This is a genomic window from Exiguobacterium sp. s123, from assembly GCF_018617075.1.
Taxonomy (GTDB): Bacteria; Bacillota; Bacilli; order Exiguobacteriales; family Exiguobacteriaceae; genus Exiguobacterium; species Exiguobacterium profundum.
In genome coordinates this window covers 287,872-314,666 of sequence record NZ_JACSJL010000003.1, presented here as the reverse complement: position 1 = coordinate 314,666, position 26,795 = coordinate 287,872, and the positions used below count along the sequence as shown (strand labels likewise).

The 26,795-nt window shown below is 47.4% G+C and carries 26 protein-coding genes; 17 read left to right on the top strand and 9 right to left on the bottom strand.

Features of this window, described 5'->3' with window-relative positions; all coding sequences use genetic code 11:
* Positions 1-267: 267 nt before the first annotated feature.
* From KNO72_RS08090 to dnaA, 7 genes are all read right to left on the bottom strand, one after another.
* Positions 268-1,257, bottom strand: a complete 990-nt coding sequence (locus KNO72_RS08090) for an HD-GYP domain-containing protein (RefSeq protein WP_214757725.1) — start codon at positions 1,255-1,257, stop codon at positions 268-270.
* Between the two features lie 57 nt (positions 1,258-1,314).
* Entirely contained in the window at positions 1,315-3,882 is a 2,568-nt protein-coding gene (gene gyrA, locus KNO72_RS08085) for a DNA gyrase subunit A (protein WP_214684900.1), read from the bottom strand.
* A 22-nt stretch (positions 3,883-3,904) separates the two neighbouring features.
* On the bottom strand, positions 3,905-5,833 hold the full coding sequence (gene gyrB / locus KNO72_RS08080; protein WP_211782032.1) for a DNA topoisomerase (ATP-hydrolyzing) subunit B: 1,929 nt from the start codon (positions 5,831-5,833) through the stop codon (positions 3,905-3,907).
* A gap of 49 nt (positions 5,834-5,882) precedes the next feature.
* A complete protein-coding gene (gene recF, locus KNO72_RS08075) occupies positions 5,883-7,001 on the bottom strand; it encodes a DNA replication/repair protein RecF (RefSeq protein ID WP_015880212.1) in 1,119 nt (372 codons plus the stop codon).
* A 1-nt stretch (position 7,002) separates the two neighbouring features.
* The gene (gene yaaA / locus KNO72_RS08070) at positions 7,003-7,218 is read right to left on the bottom strand and encodes a S4 domain-containing protein YaaA (RefSeq protein ID WP_015880213.1); all 216 of its coding nucleotides are present in this window, start codon (positions 7,216-7,218) and stop codon (positions 7,003-7,005) included.
* A gap of 126 nt (positions 7,219-7,344) precedes the next feature.
* On the bottom strand, positions 7,345-8,484 hold the full coding sequence (gene dnaN / locus KNO72_RS08065) for a DNA polymerase III subunit beta (protein WP_026824743.1): 1,140 nt from the start codon (positions 8,482-8,484) through the stop codon (positions 7,345-7,347).
* 196 nt (positions 8,485-8,680) lie between these two features.
* Positions 8,681-10,060: a chromosomal replication initiator protein DnaA gene (gene dnaA, locus KNO72_RS08060; RefSeq protein WP_078145953.1), complete on the bottom strand. Its 1,380-nt coding sequence runs from the start codon at positions 10,058-10,060 to the stop codon at positions 8,681-8,683.
* Positions 10,061-10,824: 764 nt separating this feature from the next.
* Between dnaA and rpmH the strand changes: the two genes are divergently transcribed.
* From rpmH to KNO72_RS08040, 4 genes are all read left to right on the top strand, one after another.
* Positions 10,825-10,959, top strand: coding sequence for a 50S ribosomal protein L34 (gene rpmH / locus KNO72_RS08055; RefSeq protein ID WP_015880216.1), 135 nt, complete (start codon positions 10,825-10,827; stop codon positions 10,957-10,959).
* Positions 10,960-11,113: 154 nt separating this feature from the next.
* Positions 11,114-11,458, top strand: a complete 345-nt coding sequence (gene rnpA, locus KNO72_RS08050) for a ribonuclease P protein component (protein ID WP_015880217.1) — start codon at positions 11,114-11,116, stop codon at positions 11,456-11,458.
* 104 nt (positions 11,459-11,562) lie between these two features.
* Positions 11,563-12,423, top strand: coding sequence for a membrane protein insertase YidC (gene yidC / locus KNO72_RS08045; RefSeq protein ID WP_214757723.1), 861 nt, complete (start codon positions 11,563-11,565; stop codon positions 12,421-12,423).
* Positions 12,424-12,524: 101 nt separating this feature from the next.
* Positions 12,525-13,070, top strand: coding sequence for an HdeD family acid-resistance protein (locus tag KNO72_RS08040; RefSeq protein WP_078145956.1), 546 nt, complete (start codon positions 12,525-12,527; stop codon positions 13,068-13,070).
* A gap of 13 nt (positions 13,071-13,083) precedes the next feature.
* Here KNO72_RS08040 and KNO72_RS08035 read toward each other — a convergent pair whose 3' ends face one another.
* Positions 13,084-13,848, bottom strand: a complete 765-nt coding sequence (locus KNO72_RS08035; RefSeq protein WP_251028298.1) for a nucleotidyltransferase domain-containing protein — start codon at positions 13,846-13,848, stop codon at positions 13,084-13,086.
* Between the two features lie 164 nt (positions 13,849-14,012).
* Between KNO72_RS08035 and mnmE the strand changes: the two genes are divergently transcribed.
* The 5 genes from mnmE to KNO72_RS08010 all read left to right on the top strand — a co-directional run bounded on the left by mnmE (position 14,013) and on the right by KNO72_RS08010 (position 19,799).
* Positions 14,013-15,392, top strand: coding sequence for a tRNA uridine-5-carboxymethylaminomethyl(34) synthesis GTPase MnmE (mnmE, locus tag KNO72_RS08030; RefSeq protein WP_214757719.1), 1,380 nt, complete (start codon positions 14,013-14,015; stop codon positions 15,390-15,392).
* 15 nt (positions 15,393-15,407) lie between these two features.
* The gene (mnmG, locus tag KNO72_RS08025; protein WP_078145957.1) at positions 15,408-17,294 is read left to right on the top strand and encodes a tRNA uridine-5-carboxymethylaminomethyl(34) synthesis enzyme MnmG; all 1,887 of its coding nucleotides are present in this window, start codon (positions 15,408-15,410) and stop codon (positions 17,292-17,294) included.
* Between the two features lie 4 nt (positions 17,295-17,298).
* Complete coding sequence (gene rsmG, locus KNO72_RS08020) at positions 17,299-18,015, top strand: 16S rRNA (guanine(527)-N(7))-methyltransferase RsmG (RefSeq protein ID WP_015880223.1); 717 nt, start codon at positions 17,299-17,301, stop codon at positions 18,013-18,015.
* A gap of 80 nt (positions 18,016-18,095) precedes the next feature.
* Positions 18,096-18,980, top strand: coding sequence for a nucleoid occlusion protein (gene noc, locus KNO72_RS08015; protein WP_015880224.1), 885 nt, complete (start codon positions 18,096-18,098; stop codon positions 18,978-18,980).
* A gap of 36 nt (positions 18,981-19,016) precedes the next feature.
* On the top strand, positions 19,017-19,799 hold the full coding sequence (locus KNO72_RS08010) for a ParB/RepB/Spo0J family partition protein (protein WP_031424085.1): 783 nt from the start codon (positions 19,017-19,019) through the stop codon (positions 19,797-19,799).
* Here KNO72_RS08010 and yyaC read toward each other — a convergent pair.
* Positions 19,772-20,398, bottom strand: coding sequence for a spore protease YyaC (gene yyaC, locus KNO72_RS08005; protein ID WP_078145959.1), 627 nt, complete (start codon positions 20,396-20,398; stop codon positions 19,772-19,774). The genes KNO72_RS08010 and yyaC overlap by 28 nt on opposite strands.
* A gap of 169 nt (positions 20,399-20,567) precedes the next feature.
* Here yyaC and KNO72_RS08000 point away from each other — a divergent pair, with 169 nt between their 5' ends.
* The 8 genes from KNO72_RS08000 (at position 20,568) to rplI (ending at position 26,779) form a co-directional block, all read left to right on the top strand.
* The gene (locus tag KNO72_RS08000; RefSeq protein ID WP_214684910.1) at positions 20,568-21,509 is read left to right on the top strand and encodes a mechanosensitive ion channel family protein; all 942 of its coding nucleotides are present in this window, start codon (positions 20,568-20,570) and stop codon (positions 21,507-21,509) included.
* Positions 21,499-21,702: a DUF951 domain-containing protein gene (locus tag KNO72_RS07995; RefSeq protein ID WP_047795718.1), complete on the top strand. Its 204-nt coding sequence runs from the start codon at positions 21,499-21,501 to the stop codon at positions 21,700-21,702. The genes KNO72_RS08000 and KNO72_RS07995 overlap by 11 nt, the downstream gene beginning before the upstream one ends.
* A 153-nt stretch (positions 21,703-21,855) precedes the next feature.
* Positions 21,856-22,956: a redox-regulated ATPase YchF gene (ychF, locus tag KNO72_RS07990; protein WP_031424089.1), complete on the top strand. Its 1,101-nt coding sequence runs from the start codon at positions 21,856-21,858 to the stop codon at positions 22,954-22,956.
* A gap of 130 nt (positions 22,957-23,086) precedes the next feature.
* Complete coding sequence (gene rpsF / locus KNO72_RS07985; RefSeq protein WP_015880230.1) at positions 23,087-23,374, top strand: 30S ribosomal protein S6; 288 nt, start codon at positions 23,087-23,089, stop codon at positions 23,372-23,374.
* 37 nt (positions 23,375-23,411) lie between these two features.
* The gene (gene ssb, locus KNO72_RS07980; RefSeq protein WP_015880231.1) at positions 23,412-23,921 is read left to right on the top strand and encodes a single-stranded DNA-binding protein; all 510 of its coding nucleotides are present in this window, start codon (positions 23,412-23,414) and stop codon (positions 23,919-23,921) included.
* Positions 23,922-23,964: 43 nt separating this feature from the next.
* Positions 23,965-24,195: a 30S ribosomal protein S18 gene (gene rpsR / locus KNO72_RS07975; protein WP_015880232.1), complete on the top strand. Its 231-nt coding sequence runs from the start codon at positions 23,965-23,967 to the stop codon at positions 24,193-24,195.
* Between the two features lie 152 nt (positions 24,196-24,347).
* Positions 24,348-26,339 carry a DHH family phosphoesterase gene (locus tag KNO72_RS07970; RefSeq protein WP_214757717.1) on the top strand — a complete coding sequence of 664 codons (1,992 nt, stop codon included), beginning with the start codon at positions 24,348-24,350 and terminating at the stop codon, positions 26,337-26,339.
* Complete coding sequence (gene rplI / locus KNO72_RS07965; protein WP_159563195.1) at positions 26,336-26,779, top strand: 50S ribosomal protein L9; 444 nt, start codon at positions 26,336-26,338, stop codon at positions 26,777-26,779. The genes KNO72_RS07970 and rplI overlap by 4 nt, the downstream gene beginning before the upstream one ends.
* The last annotated feature ends 16 nt before the right edge of the window (positions 26,780-26,795 follow it).

Here is a 26,795-nt window from a genome sequence, read left to right as displayed (position 1 = left end):
CCGCCAGCGTTCGTCCTGAGCCAGGATCAAACTCTCCAAAGAATTTGATATAGCTCTTAAATTGACGAAGCTTGCGCTTCATTCAAAAATGGTAAAACTTATTTTTGCCTCATCGTTCAGTTTTCAAAGTTCGTCTGCCGCTCTTAGCGACTCATTTATAATAGCACCTGTAATTATATCCGTCAACTATAAAAAGAAAGTTTTTTAAAAAAGAATAAATAAAGACGATTCCATTTCATTTTGTTGAAAGGAATCGCTAGTTTCTTCTTATTGAAATGCAACAATGCTCACATCGGTTAATCGCGATAAATCATATTCTTTCTCCCCTGTCGCTTCAAGCACAATCGGTTGTTCAACACGATTCGTATAGGCATGTATCGTTCCTCGTACTCCACTGCTCAATAAAACAGGGCGACCGATTTCATAAAATCCAAGTAATGTCGCAAGAAGCGACAAAGCTTCTCCATCATAGGCTTTGTTCTGCCACATATAGAAATATGCTTCCTCTGGAGAGAGCGGCTTTCGGAACGTTCGGGGTGCTGTTAACTGACAGAAGCGATCGGCGACAATAAATAGAGGAGAGGCTGGATTCAACTCGCGTTCCGTCAGACGTTTTGGAAACCCGGATCCATCCAATCGCTCATGATGCTCGGTGATCAATTGATACACTCTTCCTCGTAACGTTTGCGTACTCGGGAGCATCGATGCCGAAACGAGTGGGTGTTGATACAATAGCTCCCGTTCCATTTTTGTGAAATAACGCATATGAGACCATTTCCGAATTTTAGCGTAGCTCGCGTCTGCAAAATAAGAAGCAATCCCGTAATCAAATTGGAGTTGATGTTCGTCCCCTCGATATTTCGATAAGGCACGGGCGACGAGCGCCCGATAAACGGAATGGTAAATGACATGATTTTTCCGCAACGGCTGATGCGTAAAGAAATGAACGATCGCTGTAAGCGGAACTTCCCGACGAAATAGTTGATGAATGAATTCTAGACCTTCATATGGGTTAGGTGCGATCCGTTCTTCCCACTGATTATAATGTTTCTCATATTGAAGGACCTGATTACAGAGGCGCTGTTCTTCTTTAGACGTGAAGAGCTTCTGTTCAACAGGTGCGACATCGATATCTTCGATTTTTAAGAAACGGAGCAAACGCAAATGTTCATTGGTTAAGTGGATTCCGGCTTCTAAAGAAGAAACGGGTGACAATAGCGTCATCCCAACATGTACAGTAGATAAGTTCAAACGCACGCGAATCCCTCCTAATATATGAAAAGGTCGAACGGAAACACCGTTCGACCTCTCGTCTTACTCATTCACATCAGACGATTCGTCGGTTTCAGGTGCTTCATCCTCAAACCCATTCTCCAAATCGACTGCTGATTCCTCTTCTAACTCATCTTTTTTCAACTTTGCAATGGTCGCCAAACGATCGCCCTCTTCGATGTTCATTACTTTCACACCGCGAGTACTTCGACCCATTTGAGAGATCGTTTGCGAATCGATCCGAATCGCAACACCGAGCTCGGTCATCAACATGATGTCATCGTCTTCATCGACGACACGCATCCCGACGACTGTTCCACGATCTGTCTTAATTCCAATGATACCGGAACCACCACGACCTTGTGTGCGGAACTGCTCCATGGCCGTACGTTTTCCGTATCCTTTTTCCGTGATAATCAAGACGTCTTGCGTGGTGCGAACGATTTCCATCGAGACGACCAAATCGTCCTCCTTCTTCAATCGAATCGCGCGAACGCCTCGTGCTGTACGTCCCATCGAACGAACTTCTCCTTCGAGAGGGAAGCGAATCGACATCCCTTGTCGTGTAACGATTAACATTTCATCGTCGCTCTTCGCTAAACGAACCGTGACGAGTTCATCTGTCTCATTCAAACTGATGGCACGTAGACCGTTTTTGTTGATTCGGGCGTATGCCGAAAGTGGCGAACGCTTAATCAATCCTTCTTTCGTGATGAAGACGAGAGACAACTGCTCGTCTGCCACTTCTTCCGATTCATCCTGTGTCTCTTCCGTTACCGTTTGGTTAGCCAAGTAACTATTGAAATCGACCGGAATCATCGTTTCGACTTTTTCACCTTTGTCGATTTGAAGCAAGTTGATGATTGGCATCCCTTTCGCGGTACGGCTCATCTCAGGAATTTCGTATCCTTTGAGACGGAAGACGCGTCCGAAGTTTGTGAAGAACAGGATGGTATCGTGTGTCGACGCGGAGAGCAGACGAAGCACAAAGTCTTCATCGTTCGTTCCCATACCTTGTTTCCCGCGACCACCACGGCGCTGAGTCCGATATGAATCCGACGGGATCGACTTGATATATCCTTCGCTCGTGAGCGTAATCATCATGTCGCGAACCGGAATCAAATCTTCGTCCTCGAGTTCAACGATATCCGTACGAATCACCGTACGACGAGCATCACCATATCGCTCTTTGATTTCGATCAATTCGTTACGAATGATATCGAGGAGCAATTCTTCGTCTCCGAGAATCGCACGAAGTTCTTCGATTAACGCTTTCACTTCACGATATTCGCCTTCAATCTTCTCGCGTTCCAAACCAGTCAAGCGTTGGAGACGCATATCTAAGATGGCTTGCGTCTGTTCAGTCGAAAGTCCAAAGCGAGCAATCAACTTTTCACGAGCCTCGTCACCTGTACGTGTGCTACGGATGATGGCGATGACTTCATCCAAGTGATCCAAGGCAACACGAAGACCTTCTAAAATGTGGGCACGTGCTTCCGCTTTGTCTAAATCGAATTGCGTCCGACGACGTACGACCTCTTTTTGGTGTTCGATGTAGTAATAGATCGCTTGTTTGATGTTCAACGTTTTTGGACGACCGCCTACAAGCGCGAGCATGTTAACACCGAACGTCGTTTGCATCGGTGTTTGCTTGTACAAGTTATTCAAGATGACACTCGCATTCGCGTCGCGGCGAACTTCAATCACGATGCGCATCCCGTTACGGTCTGATTCATCGCGTAAGTCCGTGATTCCCTCGATTTTCTTGTCGCGAACCAAATCGGCAATCTTTTCAACGAGACGCGCTTTGTTGACTTGGTAAGGAATCTCGTGCACGAGGATCCGTTCACGGCCATTTTTCAAGACTTCGATTTCAGCTTTCGCACGCATCGTAATCGATCCGCGTCCAGTTTCATATGCACGACGAATCCCACTACGTCCCAAAATCTCTCCCGCAGTCGGGAAATCAGGACCCGGGATATGTTGCATCAATTCTGCAATCGTGATGTCCGGGTTGTGAGAAAGCGCCAGTACCCCGTCGATGACCTCGTTCAAGTTATGAGGCGGAACGTTCGTCGCCATACCAACGGCAATCCCGCTCGTCCCGTTCACAAGGAAGTTCGGGAAACGTGCCGGAAGTACGACTGGTTCTTTTTCTTCACCATCGAAGTTTGGTTGATAATCAATCGTGTTTTTTCCGATGTCTCGTACGAGTTCCATCGCAATTTTAGACATACGTGCCTCGGTATAACGCATCGCAGCGGCCGAGTCGCCATCGACTGAACCGAAGTTCCCGTGACCGTCGACTAATTCGTAGCGATAACTGAAGTCCTGAGCCATGCGGACCATCGTCTCATAAACGGCTGAGTCACCGTGTGGGTGGTACTTACCGATGACGTCCCCGACGACACGCGCCGACTTCTTATGTGGCTTGTCCGCGCGAATACCTAGTTCGTTCATCGCATATAAAATACGACGGTGAACCGGCTTTAATCCATCTCGCACGTCCGGAAGGGCACGTGATACGATGACGCTCATCGCGTAGTCCATGAACGACGTTCGCATCTCCTGGCTAATATTTATATCCTTGATATTTTCTTGTTCTGCCATTCGTTATTGCCTACCCTTCTTATTAAATATCGAGGTTCTTCACGTAATGGGCGTGAGATTGAATAAAGTCACGGCGTGGTTCGACGTTGTCACCCATGAGCGTTTCGAAGATTTCATCCGCTTCAATCGCATCTTGAAGATCGACACGAAGCATCGAACGTGTTTCCGGGTTCATCGTCGTATTCCATAACTGTTCAGGATCCATCTCTCCGAGACCCTTGTAACGTTGAACGCTATAACGTGCATTTTCAGGAAGTTGTGCAATCGCCGCCTGCAACTCACGGTCGTTTTGAACGTAGATGGTTTCTTTCCCGTGCTTCACACCATAGAGTGGTGGTTGCGCGATATAAACATATCCACTTTCAACGAGTGGGCGCATGTAACGATAGAAGAACGTCAACAATAACGTTCGAATGTGCGCACCATCGACATCGGCATCGGTCATGATGATGAGTTTATGATAGCGCGCTTTCGATAAGTCAAACTCATCGGCAATCCCTGTTCCGAGAGCCGTGATGATGGTCCGGACTTCTTGGTTGGCCAAAATCTTATCAAGACGTGCTTTCTCAACGTTGATGATTTTCCCTCGAATCGGAAGGATGGCTTGGAAGTGACGATCACGTCCAGATTTCGCAGAACCTCCCGCTGAGTCACCCTCAACGATGTATAGTTCAGATTTCGATGCATCTTTTGACGAACAGTCTGCCAATTTCCCTGGCAATGAACTGACTTCGAGAATCCCTTTACGACGTGTCATCTCGCGTGCACGTTTCGCAGCAAGACGCGCACGTGCCGCCATCAAGCCTTTGTCGACAATGAGGCGGCCGACCGACGGGTTCTCGAGTAGGAACTGTTCGAACGTGTCGCTGAACAACGTATCGGTTGCCGTACGCGCATCGGCATTCCCGAGTTTCGTCTTCGTCTGTCCTTCAAACTGGGGAGCCGGGTGCTTGACGGAAACAATCGCCGTCAACCCTTCACGGACATCATCACCAGACAGGCTGCCGTCGGCTTCTTTCATCAAACCAAACCGTTTTGCATAGTCGTTGATTGAACGAGTGAGTGCCGTCTTAAATCCTGTCTCGTGCGTCCCACCTTCATGCGTCGGAATGTTGTTCGTAAATGAGTAAATGTTACTTGCGAAACCTTCGTTGTATTGAAGCGCAATCTCGACTTCGATTCCATCTTTCGTCCCGTGTACGTACACAGGCTCTTCATGAATCGACGCTTTTGACCGGTTCAAGTGCTCGACATAAGACTTGATTCCGCCCTCATAGTGATAGTTCCGTTCAATCGTCTCGTCACTACGATCATCTTTAGCCACGATTCGTAACCCTTTGTTCAAGAAGGCGAGCTCACGTAAGCGTGTCGCTAACAGATCAAAGTCATATTCGAGTGTTTCTTGGAAGATGTCCCCGTCTGGGAAGAAGCGGACCGTCGTCCCTGTCGTGTCGGTCGTCCCGACGATTTCGAGTTCACCTTGTGGGACACCACGTTTGAACGATTGGTAATATACGTTTCCATCGCGACGAACGAACACTTCAAGTTTCGTCGATAAGGCGTTAACAACTGACGCCCCGACACCGTGAAGACCACCTGATACTTTGTATCCGCCACCGCCGAACTTACCACCTGCGTGCAACACCGTGAAAATAACTTCAACGGCAGGTCGACCTGTTTTCTTTTGAACGTCGACCGGAATCCCACGTCCGTTGTCTTCAACAACGATCGAGTTCCCTGGCTCGACCGTCACTGTGATCGTGTCACAATAACCAGCGAGCGCCTCATCGATTGAGTTATCGACAATCTCCCATACTAAATGGTGGAGACCGCGAGAGCTTGTGGAACCGATATACATCCCTGGACGTTTACGGACAGCCTCTAGGCCCTCAAGGACTTGAATCTGGTCGGCGCCGTACGCTTGCAATTCTTTTTCATTTTCATTACTCATCGGTTATTTTCACCTACTATACATGATTTGGTGTTCCCTCTTGCCACGATTACACAGACTCCGTTTCAACCTCACCTTGTTTCACGTGAAACACTTTAGCTTGTTGAATGGTCTCATGTGCAATCCCGTCAATGTTTGTTGTAGTCAAAATCGTTTGTACTTTCCGTCCCATCGTATCGAGGAGATGGGTTTGGCGATGATCGTCAAGCTCAGATAACACATCGTCTAATAACAACAGAGGATATTCGCCTACTTCTTCATGAATCAATTCAATCTCAGCTAGCTTCAATGACAAGGCCGCCGTTCGTTGCTGACCTTGTGAACCGAACGTTTGAACGTTTCGATTGTTGACATACAATTCAAAATCGTCACGATGCGGACCGAACAAGGTCACACCTCTTCGTCGTTCGTTCTCTCTTATTTTATCAAACTTTTGACGATACGTTTCAAACATCTGTTCTTTTGAGAAGCGTTCTTTTTGGAACGTGTCAGAAACGTATTGAATCGTCAGTGTTTCGAGATCTCTCGTGATTCCGGAATGGATGGGATTGGCCCATTTTTCGAGCTGGTCGATGAAGTGATAGCGTCGCATCACGATTTTTACGGCAAGTTCAATCAATTGGTCCGTCAATACTTCGAGTAACGTCTCGTCGCCACCTTTTGTGGATAACTGCTTCAACAAGGCATTCCGTTGTTTCAACGTCTTCAAGTATTGATTGAGCTCGTGTAAGTACACGGGACTGACCTGACCGATTTCCATATCTAAAAATCGCCGTCTCCCTTGCGGACTGCCTTTGACGATGGCTAAGTCTTCTGGGGCGAACAAGACGACGTTAAATGCGCCGACATAGTCACTGAGACGACGTTGTTCCAAATGATTGAGCTTTGCTTTCTTGCCTTTAGGAGAAAAAGAGAGACTCTGCACCGATTCGCCCGTCCGTTTATGAATCCGTCCTTCGATACTCGCAGCATCGGCTTCCCAACCGATTAACTCACGGTCTTGTGTCGTCCGATGCGATTTTGCGAGCGCAAGTACGTAAATCGATTCGAGAAGATTCGTTTTTCCTTGGGCGTTCTCACCAATCAGAACATTCGTCTGTTCTGAAAAATCTAGCTCGAGGGTTTCGTAGTTGCGATAGTTTTGCAATCGGATCGACTTTAAATGCACGTCAGTTTCCCTCGATTTGATATTCCCCGAAGCCTTCGACTTCGATTGTATCTCCATCTCTTAATTTACGACCGCGGCGCTGGTCCTGCTCACCGTTCACTTTAATCATGACATCCTCTAAAAAGAACTTTGCTTGTCCCCCACTTGAGATGATATCTGCTAATTTTAAAAATTGTCCGAGCGTTACATACTCGGTTGTAATCGACACTTTTTCCATGTCGTCACTTCCTTTCTCACATGCTGATCTGAAAAAATCGCCATACATATTAGTTTATCGAAAATCGTCGAATAAGGCAAAAAGAGGGATGACAAGGCAAGACACCTCATCATCCCTATCCGCAGCTTACGATGTGCGGACTGGCAAAATCAGTTGAAGAACACTATCTTGTTCAACCGGTCGTAAAATGAACGGTCGCATCGAACCCGTGAACTGGATTTCGATTTCAGATGCATCGAGTGCGCGGAGCGCGTCCATCACGAATTTCGAGTTGAAGGAAATTTTTAGTTCTTCTCCTTCAAGAGACAGGATGCTGACACGTTCCGATACTTTTCCGACTTCCGGCGAGTGTGAAGAGACTTCAACTGCCGTTGTATCTTCCGCCACAAATTTAATGACGTTGTTGCGATCGGCACGTGCTAAGAGCGATGCACGGTCAATGGCCTGTAAGAACTCTTTCGCATTCATCCGAACGGCTGTACGATATTCTTCCGGAATGAGACGTGACGTGTCTGGATAGGCACCGTCTAACAAACGAGAGAAGAATGAGATGTTTTTCATACGGAATAAAATTTGTTGGTCCGTTAAGACGATTTCAATCGGCAACTCTTCACGGTCGAGTAATTTTGCCAATTCGTTGAGTGAGCGACCAGGAACGACGACATTTTGGAACGTCAAATCGTTATCTGTCTCAAATCGCGCACGACGAAGCGCCAGACGGTGGCTATCCGTTGCGACACATGTAAGGAAGCCCTTCTCTGCTGAGAAGTTAACCCCTGTCAATACGGGACGTGTCTCCTGTGAAGAAACAGCGAAGCTCGTCTGACGGATGATCGTCTTCAATAGATCAGCCGGCAAATAGAAGCGACGATCACTCGCAAGTTCAGGTAGGCGTGGATATTCATCCGGGTCAAGACCGTTTAAATGAAACTCTGCTTGACCAGACTCAATGCGCGTCATGAAGTTCGGTGAAACTTCGAGTGTGACCTCGTTCGTCGGTAACTTCTTCACAATTTCTCCTAAGAAGCGTGCGTTCAACACGACGCTTCCAGCACGTTGAATTTGAATGAGTTCAATTCCACCCTCTTCGATTGGAATCAAGCGTTCAATCGAAATCTCGGTATCACTTCCTGTCAGTGTTAAGCCATCCGCATGTGCCTCAAGTTTCAAGCCTGTCAAAATTGGAATGGTCGTTCGTGAAGCCACAGCTTTTGATACGTCTTGTACGGCTTGCATGAATACATCTCGTTGAATCGTTAAATGCATGTGGATAATTCCTCCTAAGGTGAAATGAGTCCATTTCCTAATAATATAATAGTATTAATTAAGTCATAATAGTAATAAGGGCTGTGGATACTGGGGATAAGTCCCCTAATCCATACGTGTTAAGCCATTTCGCTTGTGAATAACTTGTGGATAACTAAGGTGGTTTATCCACAGGATATCCACAGAGAATTCTTCATTAGTTAGAAAGTGCCTTCTTCAACGTTTGAATCGTCTCTTGCATTTCCACATCGTTCTTTAGAAGGGTGCTAATTTTCTCATGCGCGTGAATCACGGTCGTATGATCACGCCCTCCGAACTCTTCCCCGATTTTTGGCAAGGAACTCTCCGTCATCTCCCGCGAGAGATACATTGCGATTTGACGTGGGAATGCCAACGTCTTCGTTCGCTTTTTCGAGTTCAATTCTTCTACTTGAATGTTGAAGTGTTGACCGACAACTTCTTGAATGTCGCGAATGACAATTTTCTTCGCTTCCTGGACAGGCATGATATTATGAAGCGCTTCGGCTGCCACGTCCGGGTCGATTGGTCGCCCGACAAGTTTTGCATAAGCGACGACTCGTGTCAGCGCCCCTTCTAGTTCCCGAATGTTCGTATCGATTTGATTCGCGATATACAGCATGACTTCATTCGAGATATCAAGCCCTTCCGCCGTCGCTTTTTTGCGGAGAATCGCAATTCGCGTCTCAAGGTCCGGTGGCGTGATGTCTGTGATTAAGCCCCACTCGAAGCGTGAACGAAGTCGATCTTCTAGCGTCGGGATTTCTTTTGGTGGTCGATCACTCGAAATCACGATTTGTTTCTGATCGTTGTGCAACGCATTGAACGTGTGGAAAAACTCTTCCTGGGTTTGTTCTTTCCCTGCTAAAAACTGAATATCATCAATCAATAGTACATCAATGTTTCGATAACGGTTCCGGAACTCACCGGTCTTATTATCTCGAATCGAATTGATGAATTCATTCGTGAACTTCTCAGAAGAGACATAGGCAATACGGGCCCCTGGTTTTTGACCTTTTACATAGTGACCGATCGCATGCATCAAATGCGTCTTACCGAGTCCAACGCCTCCATAAATGAAGAGCGGGTTATACGCACGTGCCGGCGCTTCGGCGACAGCAAGTGATGCGGCGTGGGCAAAACGATTCCCCGATCCGATGACAAACGTCTCGAAAATGTATTTGTCATTCAGTTGACCAAGATCCCCTTCCTCTTTTGAAGGTAATAGCACGGGTTGTTCTTTTGTTTCTGTCACGGCGATGGACTCATGTGACGATCCATCCGTTGGAGCATACTTGTGTGCTTGAGATTCCTCGATGAAATGAATTTCAAGCTTGTTGTTTGTGATCTCTTCAACCGTATCTTGTAACAGCGATAGATACTGTCGCTCTAACCACGTGACGATAAAACTGGCGGGTGCCGACACAACGAGCGTCGTTCCCATCAACGATATCCCCTCGGTTGATTTTAACCACATGTCAAAACTGGCTTTTGGAGTTCGTTCTTCTTCCTCGATTACCGATAAGACATTTCTCCAAATCTCGCGAGCATTCTTCAATGAAAGACCTCCTTTACTCACATGTTGGGTAAAACTTATTCACACGATATACACATACACTATTCTATAGTAGAAACTAGGGTTATCCCCAGAGAACAAAAACTGTGGATAAAGTTATCCACATGGTGTTCATTATGGGGATAACACTTATCCACAGCCTGTGTATATCTTGGAATCACGAATTGTTCATCCACAAGTTTGTGCACATTCAGTTTAGCAAAATAAAATAGACGTGGCAATGCTTTTCGGTATTTATCCACAGATAAAGAAAAGTATCCACACCCACTTATCCACATGCTGTGTGTTTTGTGGATAACCTGTGGATATATTGTGGATAAAGCAATAATGATGGAGTGTTGGGTGAAAAAGTTATACACAAAAGAGGAAGAAGTGAAATGAAAGATTGTTTTTGTAAAAGAAGAAAATGAAAAAATCAATAATGAGAATGTGAAAAAAGAGGAGTTATTCACATATAAATGTGGATAACTTCGTGATTTTGTGGATAAAATGGCTCAACGTGGCTATTTATAAAGACCGTTTATAAAATACGTAAAGGTTGTGTATACATTCTTCGACCTACTCGTCCTGTGGGTACGATCGAATCCATGTGGATGAATGCTTTCTGAGCGCCTCGTAATACGAATTCGAAAACCATCCGAAAATACATTGACAATTGTTGAATCGATTTATATAATCTTAAAGACTGCCTTAAATGAAACTATAACTTGCTAATAGAGCGTTAATCTTGAGGAGGTGCTGTAACCATGAAACCAACTTTCAACCCTAACAACCGTAAGCGTAAGAAAGTTCACGGATTCCGTGCACGCATGGCGACTAAAAACGGTCGCAACATTCTTGCTGCTCGTCGTCGTAAAGGCCGTAAAGCCTTGACTGTATAATTTCGAACGAAGATTGCCCGGGGATCCTTTCCTCGGGCAATTTTTTAGTTTGTCACAGAAACGTAGTATTTCATGGATTCTCCCTCGTTCAAATGATGTGGATATGATATGATGTTAGTTGACGATTTTTGAAGCGAAGGATGGAGTGAGAATTTTGAAAAAAGAATACCGCCTGCAAAAGAATGAAGAGTTCCAAGCGGTGTTTCGCGAAGGACGCTCCGTGGCCAATCGTCAGTTTGTCGTCTACACGCTCAAAGCGGATCAAACGCATTTCAGAGTGGGTCTTTCCGTCAGTAAGAAACTTGGAAATGCTGTGGAACGGAACCGGATGAAACGATTGATGCGTGAGTCGCTTCGCTTGCTCGAACCAAACGTTGCACCGAATGATTATGTCATCATCGCTCGGAAGCCTGCGACCGCATTGACGCAGTCGGAAGTGACCGAAAGTTTGAAACACGTATTCAAACGGGCCAAGGTTTGGCAAAAGCAGGGCCGGTGACCATGACAATCTGAATTTATTCTCTCATATAATTAGAGTCTGATAAGATTGCCCGATCGACGTGTGCGTTAAAAAGAATTGATAAAGAAAGCGTAGGAGGAACTATGAGCAAAAAGCTAAAATTAGGATTACTCGCTGCCATGACCGCAGTCATCATGCTGATGGCAGGCTGTGTGAATCCGTCTACCATCCAAGCCGAACCAGTAACGGCTGACACAGAAGGTTTCTGGGCGAAGTACTTTGTATGGCCGCTCGCATGGCTTTTGAAGGAAGTTGCTTACTTGGTCGGTGGCCAGTGGCAATACGGGATTTCAATCATCATCGCGACGATTATCGTTCGGTTGTTGATTCTCCCGCTCATGATCAAGCAGACGAAGAGTATGGGTGCGATGCAAGTGTTGCAACCAGAAATGCTGAAGCTTCGTGAAAAGTACAGCTCAAAAGACCAGGAAACACAACGTAAACTCCAAGAAGAGATGATGAAGCTTTATCAGGAATACCAAATCAACCCGCTCGCGGGATGTTTGCCGATCTTGATTCAAATGCCGATCCTCTTCGCATTCTACGATGCGATTCGCCGTACACCTGAGATTTTCGAAGCGAACTTCTTATGGTTCGACCTCGGTGCTCCGGATCCAACGTTCGTCTTGCCGATCTTAGCGGCAATCTTGACGTTCGCACAACAAAAAATCTCAATGGCGGGTCAAGAACAGAACCCCCAGTTGAAGATGATGCTTTATATCTTCCCGGTTATGATCTTCGTCATGTCGATCAACCTTCCAGCTGCCCTTTCGTTATACTGGGTAGTCGGTTATATCATCTCGATCATCGTCACGATGGTCATCATGCTCCCGATGCGTGAGAAGATGAAGGTTGCGGCTGAAGCGAAAATCGCTGCGAAAGAAGCAGAGCGTGCAGCGCTTGCCGAAGAAGAGAAGAAAAACAAAAAGAAAAAACGTAAATAATCATGAAGCTGGGTGTCTCCTGACGCTCAGCTTTTTTTGTGGGATTGCAAGCCGGTCAGAGGGGAATAGAGATAGAAATGAGTAAACGGAGGTGTGGGAAAATGGAGGCATTCATTCAGCGTTTGGAACGTTCGACGTTATGGCAAGCGGTCATTTACTTTGTACTTGGTGTTCTCATTCTGTTATATCCTCGATTTTTCTTTGATGTCATGGTGTATGTCATTGCCGGTTATTTAGCAATCATGGGGATTTGGATGATCTTTCAAGGGTTGCGTCGACGTCAGGGAGGGTTGCCACCCACTTTCTTTATGGGTCTCATCTATTTGATTTTGGCAGCGGTCGTCTTCTTCTTTGCTGACACGTTGGCGAGTCTCTTGCCTATCTTAATCGGGGCCCTGTTCCTATTCGGTGGAATTATCCGCCTGATTCAGGCACTCGGTTACCGTCAATCGATGTCGGGACGATGGCTTTGGTTTTTGATTGGAAGTCTATTGTGGATAGGTGTCGGGATTCTCATGTTGACGAATCCGTTCAGTAGCCTACTTGTCTTGTTCCAACTGTTCGGCGGCATTCTCATCGCCATCGCGATACTGGAACTGTTCCTCTATTTCACGATTCGTTCGACGAAACGCCAAGCAAGATACTAAAAAACAAGCCGCCCTATATGCCAGGACGGCTTGTTTCTCGTTGAATCAACTGTTCCATGAACGGTCCGAACACGTTGTAGCCAGGTAGTGATGTGAAAAAAGTTTGCTCTACCTGAAGTCGCTCCAGATAGATGTGGGCGGCTTTTTCGTGTGAGGCGGGGGTCAAATAGTCATAAAATGAGCGGAGGTCGATTTCTTGTCGCTGCGTCACATCTTTTAAACCGAGGGATGCCCGGTCCGGTGTGTGGTGAGCGGCTAACACATATGCGAAATGAACCATTCCTTGCCGGAGCATCTCCGTTGCCCACATCGCGTTGCCTCGATTGCGTGATTTTGTATATTGGAAAAAGAACCACACGGTATCGAACGCATGGTCACTGATTGCCGCTTCGTCTAATTGCAAGGAAGTGGCGTGTCTAGCAAGTCGCTGTTGTGGGTCGTAGAGCACATGAATCGAGTCTTGATGATTCAACGTCTCTTGCGTGACCGTGAACAGGTCGAGGTGAAGAAAATCATCAAAGACAGCGATGAGTTGTGGCGCGACGATGTGAATCTCGTCTTTTAACAGAATCGGACGATAGGCGGTTACATGCTCGAGGCGTCTAGATAGAAAGGAGGCCTCCTCATCGGGGTGCACCATGACATAGAGGTCGATATCCGAATGTTCATCGGCTTCTCCTCGACCGAATGAGCCCTTCATAAAAATTGCTTGAACCGCTTCGTCCTGCTTAAGTCGTTCGGTGATAACTTGAATCGCTGTCGGTTGGTTCACATTCATACCCTCTCTTCTATGTAAATATATTCCTTTATTGTACGAAAACGATGAGTTGAATGGCAATGACTTTATTGATGGGCGAACGCTTTCGTTCAAGTCGAATATCGTGTATAGTAGGTTCGTTATGCAAATGATAGAAGAAGATGTTTAGGTTTGGAGGGAGAAAGATGCTAGAGTTTGACACGATTACAGCGATTTCGACACCGATGGGTGAAGGCGCTATCGGGATTGTCCGATTATCGGGCGATTTGGCGGTCGAAACGGTGAACAATGTGTTTTCTGGAAAAGACTTAACAACAGTCGATTCACATACGATTCATTATGGAACGTTAAAATATCCTGATACCGGCGAAATCGTCGATGAAGTTATGGTCAGTATTATGCGCGCACCGAAGACGTTTACACGAGAAGATGTCGTCGAGATCAATTGTCACGGAGGCGTCGTGGCGGTCAATCGTGTCCTTGAGCTCATTCTCGATCAACCCGACATCCGCTTGGCAGAACCGGGCGAGTTCACGAAGCGCGCCTTTTTAAATGGCCGAATCGATTTATCTCAGGCGGAAGCTGTCATGGATCTCATTCGCGCAAAGACGGACCGGGCCATGAACGTTGCGATGGCGCAAATGGAAGGACGTTTGTCACGCCTCGTTCGCGAGTTACGTCAACAGTTGCTCGAGACGATTGCGGCGGTCGAGGTCAACATCGACTATCCGGAGTATGACGCAGAAGAGATGACCCAGGCCATCGTCGAAGAGAAAGCGGGCGAGGTCAAACGTGTCCTCGAACAGTTACTCGAGACAGCGCGACAAGGGAAAATCTTACGTGAAGGCTTGGCCACGGCAATCATCGGTCGACCGAACGTCGGAAAGTCCTCACTCATGAATACGCTCGTTCAAGAGACGAAAGCGATTGTCACCGAAATCGCTGGGACGACACGTGATACGATTGAGGAATACGTCAACGTGAAAGGTGTTCCGCTCAAATTGATCGACACGGCAGGGATTCGGGAAACGGAAGATATCGTGGAACGAATCGGTGTGGAAAAGTCGAGAAAGGCTTTAGAGGCGGCAGATTTGGTCCTTCTCGTCTTGAATGGTCATGAAGGATTGACAGTTGAGGATGAGGCGTTGTTTGAAGCGGTCAAAGACATGAATGCCATCATCATCATCAATAAGACGGACTTGCCACAAAACATGGATTCTTCTAAGCTAGAGAAACTAGCGGCAGGACGTCCAATTGTGGCGACATCGCTCTTGCTAGATGAAGGAATCGATGCCCTTGAAGCGGCCATCGCAAACCTCTTCTTCGCAAAAGGGGTCGAGTCACAGGATATGACGTATATCTCAAACGCTCGACACATTCAATTAATCAAACGAACGATTGGTCAAATTGATGAGGCGCTCGGTAGTGCCGTCATGAATATGCCGATCGACATGGTTCAAATCGATTTACGTCGTGCGTGGGATACGCTCGGTGAAATCAATGGAGATACCGTACAGGAGAGCTTGATTGATCAGCTCTTTTCACAGTTTTGTCTTGGGAAATAATAAGGAGGAACGAATATGGCTTATACGGCAGGCGAATTTGACGTCATCGTCATCGGGGCCGGACACGCAGGGATTGAAGCAGCACTTGCATCGGCTCGCATGGGCGCGAAAACAGCGATGCTCACCATGAACCCTGATATGGTCGGGTTCATGTATTGCAACCCATCAATCGGTGGGCCGGCGAAAGGAATCGTCGTACGTGAAATCGATGCGCTTGGTGGCGAGATGGGGCGCGCGATTGACGCGACTTACATCCAAATGAAGATGCTTAACACATCGAAAGGTCCGGCGGTACGTGCATTACGTGCACAGGCGGACAAATTCCAATACCAAAATCACATGAAGAAAGTGCTAGAAGACGAGCCGAATCTACTGCTTCGTCAGGCGCTAGTCGAACGCTTGTTGATTGAGGACGGAGAAGTACGTGGCGTGGTAACGAACACAGGTTCAGAATATCGCGCGAAAGCGGTCATCGTCACAACGGGAACGTTCATGCGAGGTCAAATCATCATCGGTGAATTGGCATACGAAAGTGGCCCGAACAACCAAATGCCTTCGGTCGAGTTATCGAAGCATCTAGAAGAGCTCGGTCTCGACTTAGTTCGATTCAAAACGGGAACACCGCCACGAATCGACGGCAAGACAATCGATTACTCGAAGACAGAGATTCAGCCCGGAGATGAGAATCCATCATTCTTCTCGTACACGTCGACGGACTTGGATCCGATCGAACAGATCCCATGCTGGCTCACGTACACGAGTGAGCGCACGCACCAATTGATTGATGAGAACTTGCATCGCTCACCGATGTACTCGGGTGCGATTAAAGGAACGGGACCACGTTATTGCCCATCAATCGAAGATAAGGTCGTTCGCTTTAATGATAAACCGCGTCACCAAATCTTCTTAGAGCCAGAAGGTCGCGATACGGAAGAAATCTATGTCCAAGGCTTTTCGACGAGTATGCCAGAAGACGTGCAACATCAGATGCTTCGCACGATCCCGGGTCTTGAAAATTCAGAGATGATGCGTCCCGGTTATGCGATTGAATACGATGCGGTCGTACCGACACAGCTTTGGCCAACTCTCGAAACAAAAGCTGTCCCAGGTCTTTTCACAGCGGGACAAATCAACGGGACGAGCGGGTACGAAGAAGCGGCTGGACAGGGCATCATGGCGGGAATCAACGCCGCATGCAAAGTGCTCGGCAAGGATCCTGTCATCTTGGACCGTTCGCAAGCGTACATCGGCGTCTTGATCGATGACCTCGTGACGAAAGGGACAAACGAACCGTATCGTCTTCTCACATCACGTGCCGAATACCGTCTCTTGTTGCGTCATGACAATGCGGACTTGCGACTCAGCGACATCGGGTATGAGATCGGCTTACTTTCAGAAGATCGTCATGCTCACCTCAACAAGAAACGCGTAGCGATTGAAAAAGAAGTAAAACGACTTGCATCCCTCGTCGTCAAACCGACACCTGAAGTCAATGCGATGCTCGAATCGGTCGGTGCACACCCGCTCAAGGAAGCGACACATGCCAACATCTTGTTGAAGCGTCCGGAAGTATCCTATGAAGCACTCATGACAGTCGTTCCATCAACGGAAGAATTGTCATATGAAGTAAAAGAGCAAGTCGAGATTCAAGTGAAATATGAAGGCTATATTTCCAAACAGCTTGAACAAGTCGAGAAGATGCGTCGCATGGAAGAGAAACGAATCCCAGAAAACTTGGATTATGATGCGATCGGTGGTCTCGCGACAGAAGCGAAACAAAAACTAAAACAAGTTCGTCCTCTTTCGATCGGACAAGCGTCCCGTATCTCAGGCGTAAACCCGGCAGACGTGTCAATCTTGCTCGTCTATATCGAACAGGGACAATACGCAACGGTGGAGTGAAACGATGAACGAATCTCAATTTATTGAAGCGTTACGAGCTGAAGGGTTTGAACTGAGTGAGACACAACTCAGTCAGTTCAAACGTTACTTCGAAATGCTCGTCGAATGGAACGAAAAAATGAACTTAACGGCCATCACGGACCGGGAAGAAGTATATTTGAAGCACTTCTATGATTCGCTCAGCGCAGCGTTTCATTTCGATTTCACGAAAGTCGAAACCGTATGTGATGTCGGGGCAGGAGCTGGATTCCCAAGTCTTCCGCTCAAAATTTTATTCCCACACTTACACGTCACGATCATCGATTCGTTAAACAAACGCATCACCTTTTTGAACGAGTTGGCCCTTGCCCTTGGACTCGAAGGTGTCGCGTTCCATCATGGTCGTGCCGAAGAGTTCGGAAAAAATAAAAAGTTCCGCGAACAGTTTGACGTCGTCACAGCACGTGCGGTTGCCCGCATGACCGTGTTGGCAGAATACTGTTTGCCACTCGCGAAAGTAGGCGGAAGCTTCGTCGCGCTTAAAGCGGCCAAGGTTTCTGACGAGATGGCAGACGCCAAAAACGCTTTAGCCGTTCTAGGTGGGAAAGAAAAAGCGACACACCAGTTCCTATTGCCAGGAGAGATGAGTGAGCGTAATATCGTAGTTGTAGATAAACTACGAAAAACGCCCGGGAAATATCCGCGTAAAGCGGGGACACCGGCGAAAGAGCCACTTATCTGATGATGTCGTTTCACGTGAAACAAAAGCAGATTCCAGTGGTGGAGTCTGCTTATTTTTTTACATAAAAGGGGTGCCCGACGTTGAAGAATAGATTTGCGAAATTGTTCGGTGTGAATCGAAAAGACGAAGTTGCCGTGACGCAGATTGCGGAAGTTCGAGCGGATGACACGGTACAAGAACTCTCGTTATCACGGTTGCGTCCAAACCGTTATCAACCGCGTAAAGTGTTCGAACCGGCAAAAATTGAAGAGTTGGCAACGACGATTTCGGAACATGGACTCCTTCAACCAATCGTGGTTCGAAAGGCAGATGGGGACTGCTATGAAATCATTGCCGGGGAGCGTCGTTTCCGTGCGGTGAAATCGCTTGGTTGGTCAGCGATTCCGGCAATCGTTCGCGATATGGACGATGATACGACGGCTGCACTCGCCTTGATTGAAAACTTGCAGCGTGAGCAGTTAAGCCCGATCGAAGAGGCGGAAGCATATGATCGTTTACTCGCCTTGAACGGTTTGACGCAAGATGCGCTCGCGAAGAGTCTAGGCAAGAGTCAATCCACGATCGCCAATAAGTTGCGCTTGTTAAAATTGCCGGAGGATGTGAAGCAGTCGCTTCGCGATCGTCGGATCAACGAGCGACATGCGCGTGCGTTGTTGCCGTTGAAGGAAGAAGGATTGCAACTTCAAGTGCTCGCAGAAGTGTTAGAACAGGATTTTAACGTCAAAGAGACAGAAGAACGCGTCGCCTTTTTAACAACACCGATCGAAGAAGAGAAGCGAAAGCCGAAAAAACAACGTCGTCGGACGAAAAGTTTTGCGCGTGACACGCGAATCGCCATCAACACGATTCGTGACTCAATCGATTTGATTGGGAAAACAGGGATTGACGTCCAAACTGAAGAAGTAGACGAAGAGGAATTTGTTGAAATTCGAATTCGCATCCCGAAAGCGCGGCCTCAAAAATGAGTCCGTGCTTTTTTATACAATGAAGGAGGTTTGTAGATGGAACGATTAGCATTAAAATTCATTCGCCCAAACCCGAATCAGCCCCGGAAACAATTTGAGGTGGAAAAATTAGAAGAGTTGCGTCAATCCATTGAGCGATATGGCGTCCTACAACCAATCGTCGTTCGAAAAGCGACAGGATACTATGAAATCATTGCCGGGGAACGACGGTTTCAGGCGGCGAAGCTCGCTGGGAAAGAAGACATTCCTGCCCTCGTCGTCACGGCGGACTCCGATCGCGTCATGGAGTTGGCGCTGATTGAAAACATTCAGCGGGCAGACTTGAATGCCATCGAAGAGGCTGTCGCCTATGAACAGTTGATGCAGACGCTAGGTCTGACGCAACAACAGTTGGCTGATCGCGTCGGGAAGAGCCGCAGTCATGTGACGAACAGTCTTCGCCTCCTTCGATTGCCGAGTGCCGTCCAGCATGCGGTCATGGTCGGAGATTTGACGATGGGACATGCACGTGCCATCACGGGTATGAAATCGGAACAAGCGATGGAACAGATTGCGAAACGGGTCATTGCCGAGCATTGGACGGTCCGTCGCCTCGAGCGTTACTTACAAAAAGAGCGCACAGAAAAAAAGACGCTGAAGCGATCGAACGCCGATATCGAAGCGGTCGAAGCGGTGCTTGCGGAGCGTCTTCAGATGGATGTGTCGATTCGTCCGCGCCGAAAAGGCGGCGTCCTCGAGTTGAAGTATTTTTCACAAGACGACTTGGAACAATTGTTGACGTTATTATCGCCTCAAGATTTTGATTCATCTCGTGACTGACGAAGACGCGTGATGGCCGCCTCTTCGTGATGCAGGCGCCCGATCCGTGTATCAAAATCGGCGAATCCGTCTGTGATGAAACGTGCGAGTTCATACACGAGATGGAGACGGGTATTCTGTAGAATCATCATCTCCATGAATCCACTTACGTTCACGACGGCTTTAATATTGTAAGCGCCGACTGCCGGAAGTTCTTTTTGGACACCGGCCCCTGGAGCGAGCGGACCTTCCGAAAAGAAGACATAACCGACACTTGATAAACGTCCGAGACAGGCGTCGATAGCGATAATGAGCGGTTGATGGAAGCGCGTTTGAATCTCATGTAACGTTTCCACCAAATTGAGTGCGTGTACAGGCTTCGTTAATGTGCCGTATACATGTAAATTTCGGATATGACGTTCTTCTAAAAACGTTCCGACGAGCGGACCGAGTGAATCACCGGTCGAACGGTCCGAACCGATGCAAACAAGGACGATGGGGCGATGGATTTCATTGACCAACTGTTCATGAAGCTGGTCCGCAAGCAATCTGGATCCACTCCGCTCAGTGTGTTCAATGAAGAAAGAGTATGGTTTATGAGGTTTTAAGCGAAACGGCATGAATCTCATCCTCTCTTCTAAGCTGCCTATTCCTAGTTGCAGTTGGGGGATTGATCTCGTATTAACCCATTCCCAAAAGTGGAAAACTTCTAACTTCCGAATGCAGTGTTTGAGAAAAGTCGTGAAATATGTTTTGATAATTTAGAATCTACGACTTTGAGGTGAAAAGATGGCTTCGCAAAATACAGAAAAAGATTTAAATACGGTTGCCGATGAGACAATCGACAGCGTGAACCGATTCGTCGAGTACTTTAAAGATACAGACATGTGGATTGGTTTAGGGATCAAGCTCGCCGGTGTGGCGCTCATCATCCTTGGTTTATATATCGCAACACGCATTTTGACGACGATGGTCGAGCGCGTGTTTACGCTCCGCAAAATAAAAGAACATGATATCGTCGCCCAACGACAGAATGAAACGTTATTAAAATTAGCCCAAAACACAATCCGCTATGTGATCGGGTTGATTATGGTCTTGACGGTGCTCGGACAATTCGGTGTGAATATCGCCGGATTGATTGCATCAGCCGGGGTCGCGGGTCTTGCGATTTCATTCGGGGCACAAAGTTTGGTGAAAGACGTCATCACAGGGGCGTTCATCATCTTTGAAAACCAATACAAGAACGGGGATTACGTCAAATTGAACCAACAAGTCGACGGGACGGTCATCGAGGTCGGAATCCGGACGACGAAGTTAAAAGGATTAAACGGACAAGTGACGATTATTCCGAACGGACAAATCTTACAAGTGACGAACTACTCGCTTGAAAACAGCGTCGCTGTTGTCGATATTGGGGTTGCGTACGAAGAAGATATGTCAAAAGTAGAGCAAGCGCTCAAGGAAATTGCGAAAACGGTCGAAGCACGCTATCACGACTTGTTCATCAAGCCAATCGACTTGGCTGGAGTGCAGTCGCTCGGACCATCGGAAGTGGTGTACCGATTAATGGCGGAAGTCCCGCCGACTCAGCACTTCGCAGCTGGTCGAATTTTGCATAAAGAGTTAAAGGCTGGACTTGACGAGCGGGGGATTGAAATTCCATACCCACGTACGGTCATGATGCCACCGAACTCGGCTCCTAAAGGAGGAGAAGCAGAAAATGCAAAGTAAAACCTATGCATTGAACGATATTGTGGAAATGAAAAAACCACATGCCTGCAAAACGAACCGCTGGCAAATCACGCGTGTCGGGATGGACATTCGGATCAAGTGCCAAGGCTGCGGAGCCAGTGTGCTCATGCAACGCCGTGATTTTGATAAGCGATTCAAGAAAGTGCTTGAACAAGGGAACGCCGCCGAATAAGCGGCGTTTTTCTTTAGGTTATGAACGTGAGTTGCGGTTTAATCGTGGACTATCTATAATTGTGAAGGATGTGACGGTGTGGTGTACTGAATGTACCCACTCCACAGACGGCTTAACATTTCCCGGGAAACACCGGATGAGGAGGAACTACTAGTGGGATTAACAGCAGGAATTGTCGGATTGCCAAACGTCGGGAAATCGACATTGTTTAATGCGATTACACAAGCAGGAGTCGAGGCGGCCAACTATCCGTTCGCGACGATCGACCCGAACGTCGGCGTCGTAGAAGTACCGGATGCGCGTCTTGATCGATTGACAGAACTCGTCAAACCGAAAAAGACCGTACCAACAGCATTTGAGTTTACAGATATCGCTGGAATCGTGAAAGGTGCATCAAAAGGGGAAGGACTCGGAAACAAGTTCTTGGCGAACATTCGCGAAGTCGATGCGATTTGCCAAGTCGTCCGTTGTTTTGAAGACGAGAACATCACGCACGTCGCAGGTCGTGTTTCACCAATCGATGACATCACGACTATCAATCTTGAATTGATCTTAGCTGACCTTGAGCAAGTCGATAAACGAATCGCACGTGTTCAAAAAATGGTGAAGGCAAAAGATAAAGGTGCGGTACAAGAACTCGAAGCACTTGAAATCGTACGAGATGTGCTCGAGTCAGAGCGTCCTGCACGTGTCGCTGAATTATCAGAAGACCAACTCGCGATCGTCAAACACTTCCAATTGCTTACGATGAAGCCGATGCTTTACGTGGCGAACGTGAGTGAGGATGAAGTGGCAGATGCCGATTCGAACGAGTTTGTACAAGCAGTCCGTGATCACGCAGCAACAGAAGGGTCGAAAGTCATCGTCATCTGTGCACGAATCGAAGAAGAAATTTCAGAACTCGAACCGGAAGAACGCCTTGAGTTCTTACAAGATCTCGGAATCGAAGAGTCAGGACTTGATCAGTTGATCCGTGCGGCTTACTCGACACTTGGTCTTGCGACATACTTCACGGCAGGTGAGAAGGAAGTTCGTGCATGGACGTTCAAACAAGGGATGAAAGCCCCACAATGTGCTGGTGTCATCCACTCTGACTTCGAACGTGGATTTATCCGTGCCGAGGTCGTGTCATATGACGACCTTTCAGCAGCAGGAAACATGACGACGGTGAAAGAACAAGGAAAACTTCGTTCAGAAGGAAAAGAATACGTCTTCCAAGATGGCGACGTTGTCACGTTCCGCTTCAACGTATAAGTTGATTTACGGAAACGTATTGTAAAAGTCAAGGAAGTTTGATAGTATATTATGACGTGAGTAAAACAATTGTTTGCTCCTTGCTCCTACAACCGGTAGGGGCCGTTAGTCCAAGAGGAGGTGAAAGATAATGCGTAAATACGAACTTCTTTACATTATCCGTCCATCAGTTGATGAGGAAGCGAAGAAAGCTTTAATCGAGCGCTTCAACAACGTCATCACTGAAAACGGTGGTACTGTTGAAAAAACAACAGACATGGGTAAACGTCGTTTCGCTTATGAAATCAACAAGATGCGCGAAGGACACTACGTTCTTCTTAACATCGTTGCTGAACCTAAAGCGATCTTAGAAACAGAGCGTCTCATGAAGATCTCTGACGACGTTGTCCGTCAAATGACAACAAAAGACGAGCGTTAATCCTTAACGTTTCGTATCGTGAAAGGGGAGCTTGGAGATGATTAACCGAGTTGTGTTAGTTGGTCGATTGACTCGCGATCCCGAAATGCGTTATACGCAGAGCGGAATCGCCGTAACACGCCTTACTCTCGCTTGCGATCGTCCATTCGCTGGACAAGATGGGAAGCGAGAGACGGACTTTATTGATTGTGTCGTTTGGCGCAAACAAGCAGAGAACGTAGCACAATACTTGAAAAAGGGCAGCATGGCCGGCGTTGACGGTCGCCTTCAAATCAGTAGTTACGAAGGACAAGATGGCCAACGTCGTTACCGGGCAGAAGTAGTCGCAGACAGCGTACGCTTCCTTGAACCACGCGGAGCCTCAGGGCAACGTGAGCAAGCACCATCTGGAGATGTCTTCGGTGGTGGTGAATCAAGTGGATCAGGATGGGGCGCAGGAGCCGCTTCGACTTCATCTCAGTCCTCGAATTCGAATAAAGGTTTTGACGCAGATCCGTTCTCGGGTGGCGGCAAAATCGACTTGTCAGATGATGATTTGCCATTCTAATCATCATGGACAATAAAAACTAACCTATAAAGGAGGTCTTCACATGGCACGTCGTCCAGGAGGTCGTCGTCGTCGTAAAGTATGTTTCTTTACGTCGAACAACATCACTCATATCGATTATAAAGACGTAGAATTGCTCAAACGCTTCGTTTCGGAGCGTGGTAAAATTCTTCCACGTCGTGTGACTGGTACTTCAGCGAAATACCAACGTCCACTTACTGTCGCTATCAAGCGCTCACGTCAAATGGCTTTGCTTCCATACGTTGCAGAGTAATTGTTTGACGAACGGCTTATCCTCTTGGATAAGTCGTTTTTTTGTATTTCATCTCGTCTGTAAGTGTGTAAGTGAAACCGACGAATGTGGTATGATAGAGCAGAAACCTTTACGATTCCATGGGTGAACATTACTCATTTTAGGAGGCATACATGCACAGTGGTGAAGCATTAACATCCGTGAAGAACCAATACGCGCGGCACATGATTCCATACGTGATTGGATTCCTTGTCTCGTTAGGATTGGCGTTCTACAACATTGTGGCGGCAATCACCCTGTTTATGGGCACGCTGATTTTTTTCATCTATCAGCAAGTGACGATGCGACGGGAGCGTAAAAATTGGGAACAGTATGTCCTCTCTCTCTCTCATCAAATCGAAGAGGTCGGAAAAGAAGCATTGACGACGATGCCGATTGGGATTTTAGTCTTTGACCAGGACCGACGGATCAGTTGGTATAACGAACAATCACGATTGATTTTCGAACTCGATATGGCGATTGGAATACCGCTTGATGCGCTCCATTCCGCCTTCGATGAATTGATTGAAGAAGAAGAGGATGAAGCCACGATTGAAGTAGGTGACCGTGTCTATCGTGTCTATTACAATCAAATCCATCAAACCCTCTATTTATTTGATATGACCGAAGAAGCGGAGATGGAACAAAAGTATGTTCAAACACAGACGGTTATCGGCATTTTGTATTTAGATAACTATGACGAGATGTCGACTGCGGTGGATGAACAGGTCCGTAGTGAAGTCAATCGTCGGGTGACGGTGCTCCTCAACCAATGGGCGCAGCGGCATCATATCTACATGCGTCGTACAGCTGCGGACCGCTTTTTCCTCGTCATGAATGAACGGACGCTATCTGAACTTGAAAACAACCGCTTTTCAATCTTAGATGAAGTGCGTGATGCGACGAAGGATCAACGAATCCCGTTGACGTTATCAATCGGGATTGGATGCGGTGAGACGACATTGACGGAGCTCGGTAATCTCTCTCAGTCGAGTCTAGATTTAGGACTTGGCCGTGGTGGTGACCAGGCAGTCGTTAAGCGTCATAATGGGAAAGTTCGTTTCTTCGGTGGGAAGACAAATCCGACCGAGAAGCGAACGCGTGTCCGGGCACGTGTCATCTCGAACTCGATGCGTGACCTCATTCGGGAATCGAGCCGTGTCCTTGTGATGGGACATAAGAATCCAGATATGGACTCGCTCGGCGCTTCCATCGGTGTCATGAAATTGGCCGAGTTTGTCGGACGCGAGGCGTTTGTCGTCATTCCATCCGGTGAGACGAGTGTCGGCATTCAGCGGCTCGTCCATGAAGTAGAGAACGATGACTCGTTATACAGCCAATTCCTGACCGAGTATGAGGCACAGCCACTCATCGATGAACAGACATTACTCGTCGTCGTCGATACACACCGTCCGTCCCTCGTCATTTCAAAAGACATTTTGGATCGGTCGGAGCAGGTCGTCGTCATCGACCACCATCGTCGCGGGGAAGAGTTTATCGAAGATCCGGTTCTCGTGTATATGGAGCCTTACGCATCATCAACGAGTGAGCTCGTCACAGAATTGATTGAGTATCAGGCGGGAAGCCGAAAGCTCTCGATTTTAGAGGCGACGTCACTTCTCGCGGGGATCATGGTCGATACGAAAGGATTTACGCTCCGTACGGGATCCCGTACGTTTGATGCGGCATCCTTCTTGCGAGTTCAAGGTGCTGACACGGTTCTCGTACAGCACTTCATGAGACAAGACCTCGATGCTTATATCGAGCAGTCTCAGATTTTGAGAAACACCGAAATGTATGCAGATGGCATGGCGATTGCGGTCGCTCCTGACGACGAGGCACACCATCAAGTGTTGATCGCTCAGTCTGCAGACCAGTTGCTGAATATGGAAGGCGTCAAAGCCTCGTTCGTCATCGCCGTCTTACCGGACGGACGTACGGGAATCAGCGCGCGGTCGCTCGGCGACGTCAATGTCCAGGTCATCATGGAAATGCTCGGTGGCGGTGGCCATTTGACGAATGCAGCGACGCAACTTGAAGTGAGTCGCGAACAAGCGAACGTCATGTTGAAAGAGGCAATCGATCATTATTTAACAGATGAAACTGAAGGAGAGGAATTAGAATGAAAGTCATTTTGAAAGTAGATGTAAAAGGACAAGGGAAAGCTGGAGAAGTGAAAAACGTGGCCGATGCTTACGCTAAAAACGTCTTGTTCAAGAAGAACTTGGCAGTGGAAGCGACACCAGGAAACCTGAAAGCATTTGCGGCGAAAGAACGTCGTGCCGAAGAAGCAGCAGAAGAAGAGTTGAACGAAGCGAAACAACTAAAAGAAAAGCTTGAAAAAGAGACGATTGCCGTCACGACGAAAGCCGGTGAAGGCGGTCGCGTGTTCGGTTCGGTCACGAGCAAGCAAATCGCGGATGCCCTTAAATCGATGGGTTACAAAATCGATAAGCGTAAAATTGAACTCGAGCATCCGATCAAGGCGCTCGGTTTCACGAAAGTGCCAGTGAAGTTGCACCATGACGTCGTCGCGACGTTGAATGTACATGTACAAGAAGCTTGAAGGTGAGGTAGAGACG

Excerpts from the sequence above, each read along its gene's own strand:
- KNO72_RS08040 (WP_078145956.1), top strand. The coding sequence starts at position 12,525 with ATGGAGGCATTCATTCAGCGTTTGGAACGTTCGACGTTATGGCAAGCG.
- gyrB (WP_211782032.1), bottom strand. The coding sequence starts at position 5,833 with ATGAGTAATGAAAATGAAAAAGAATTGCAAGCGTACGGCGCCGACCAG.
- rpmH (WP_015880216.1), top strand. The coding sequence starts at position 10,825 with ATGAAACCAACTTTCAACCCTAACAACCGTAAGCGTAAGAAAGTTCAC.
- KNO72_RS08035 (WP_251028298.1), bottom strand. The coding sequence starts at position 13,848 with ATGAATGTGAACCAACCGACAGCGATTCAAGTTATCACCGAACGACTT.
- mnmG (WP_078145957.1), top strand. The coding sequence starts at position 15,408 with ATGGCTTATACGGCAGGCGAATTTGACGTCATCGTCATCGGGGCCGGA.
- KNO72_RS07970 (WP_214757717.1), top strand. The coding sequence starts at position 24,348 with ATGCACAGTGGTGAAGCATTAACATCCGTGAAGAACCAATACGCGCGG.
- ssb (WP_015880231.1), top strand. The coding sequence starts at position 23,412 with ATGATTAACCGAGTTGTGTTAGTTGGTCGATTGACTCGCGATCCCGAA.
- rpsF (WP_015880230.1), top strand. The coding sequence starts at position 23,087 with ATGCGTAAATACGAACTTCTTTACATTATCCGTCCATCAGTTGATGAG.
- mnmE (WP_214757719.1), top strand. The coding sequence starts at position 14,013 with ATGCTAGAGTTTGACACGATTACAGCGATTTCGACACCGATGGGTGAA.
- gyrA (WP_214684900.1), bottom strand. The coding sequence starts at position 3,882 with ATGGCAGAACAAGAAAATATCAAGGATATAAATATTAGCCAGGAGATG.
- yidC (WP_214757723.1), top strand. The coding sequence starts at position 11,563 with ATGAGCAAAAAGCTAAAATTAGGATTACTCGCTGCCATGACCGCAGTC.
- KNO72_RS08010 (WP_031424085.1), top strand. The coding sequence starts at position 19,017 with ATGGAACGATTAGCATTAAAATTCATTCGCCCAAACCCGAATCAGCCC.
- yyaC (WP_078145959.1), bottom strand. The coding sequence starts at position 20,398 with ATGCCGTTTCGCTTAAAACCTCATAAACCATACTCTTTCTTCATTGAA.
- dnaN (WP_026824743.1), bottom strand. The coding sequence starts at position 8,484 with ATGCATTTAACGATTCAACGAGATGTATTCATGCAAGCCGTACAAGAC.
- rplI (WP_159563195.1), top strand. The coding sequence starts at position 26,336 with ATGAAAGTCATTTTGAAAGTAGATGTAAAAGGACAAGGGAAAGCTGGA.
- KNO72_RS07995 (WP_047795718.1), top strand. The coding sequence starts at position 21,499 with ATGCAAAGTAAAACCTATGCATTGAACGATATTGTGGAAATGAAAAAA.
- KNO72_RS08000 (WP_214684910.1), top strand. The coding sequence starts at position 20,568 with ATGGCTTCGCAAAATACAGAAAAAGATTTAAATACGGTTGCCGATGAG.
- yaaA (WP_015880213.1), bottom strand. The coding sequence starts at position 7,218 with ATGGAAAAAGTGTCGATTACAACCGAGTATGTAACGCTCGGACAATTT.
- rpsR (WP_015880232.1), top strand. The coding sequence starts at position 23,965 with ATGGCACGTCGTCCAGGAGGTCGTCGTCGTCGTAAAGTATGTTTCTTT.
- rsmG (WP_015880223.1), top strand. The coding sequence starts at position 17,299 with ATGAACGAATCTCAATTTATTGAAGCGTTACGAGCTGAAGGGTTTGAA.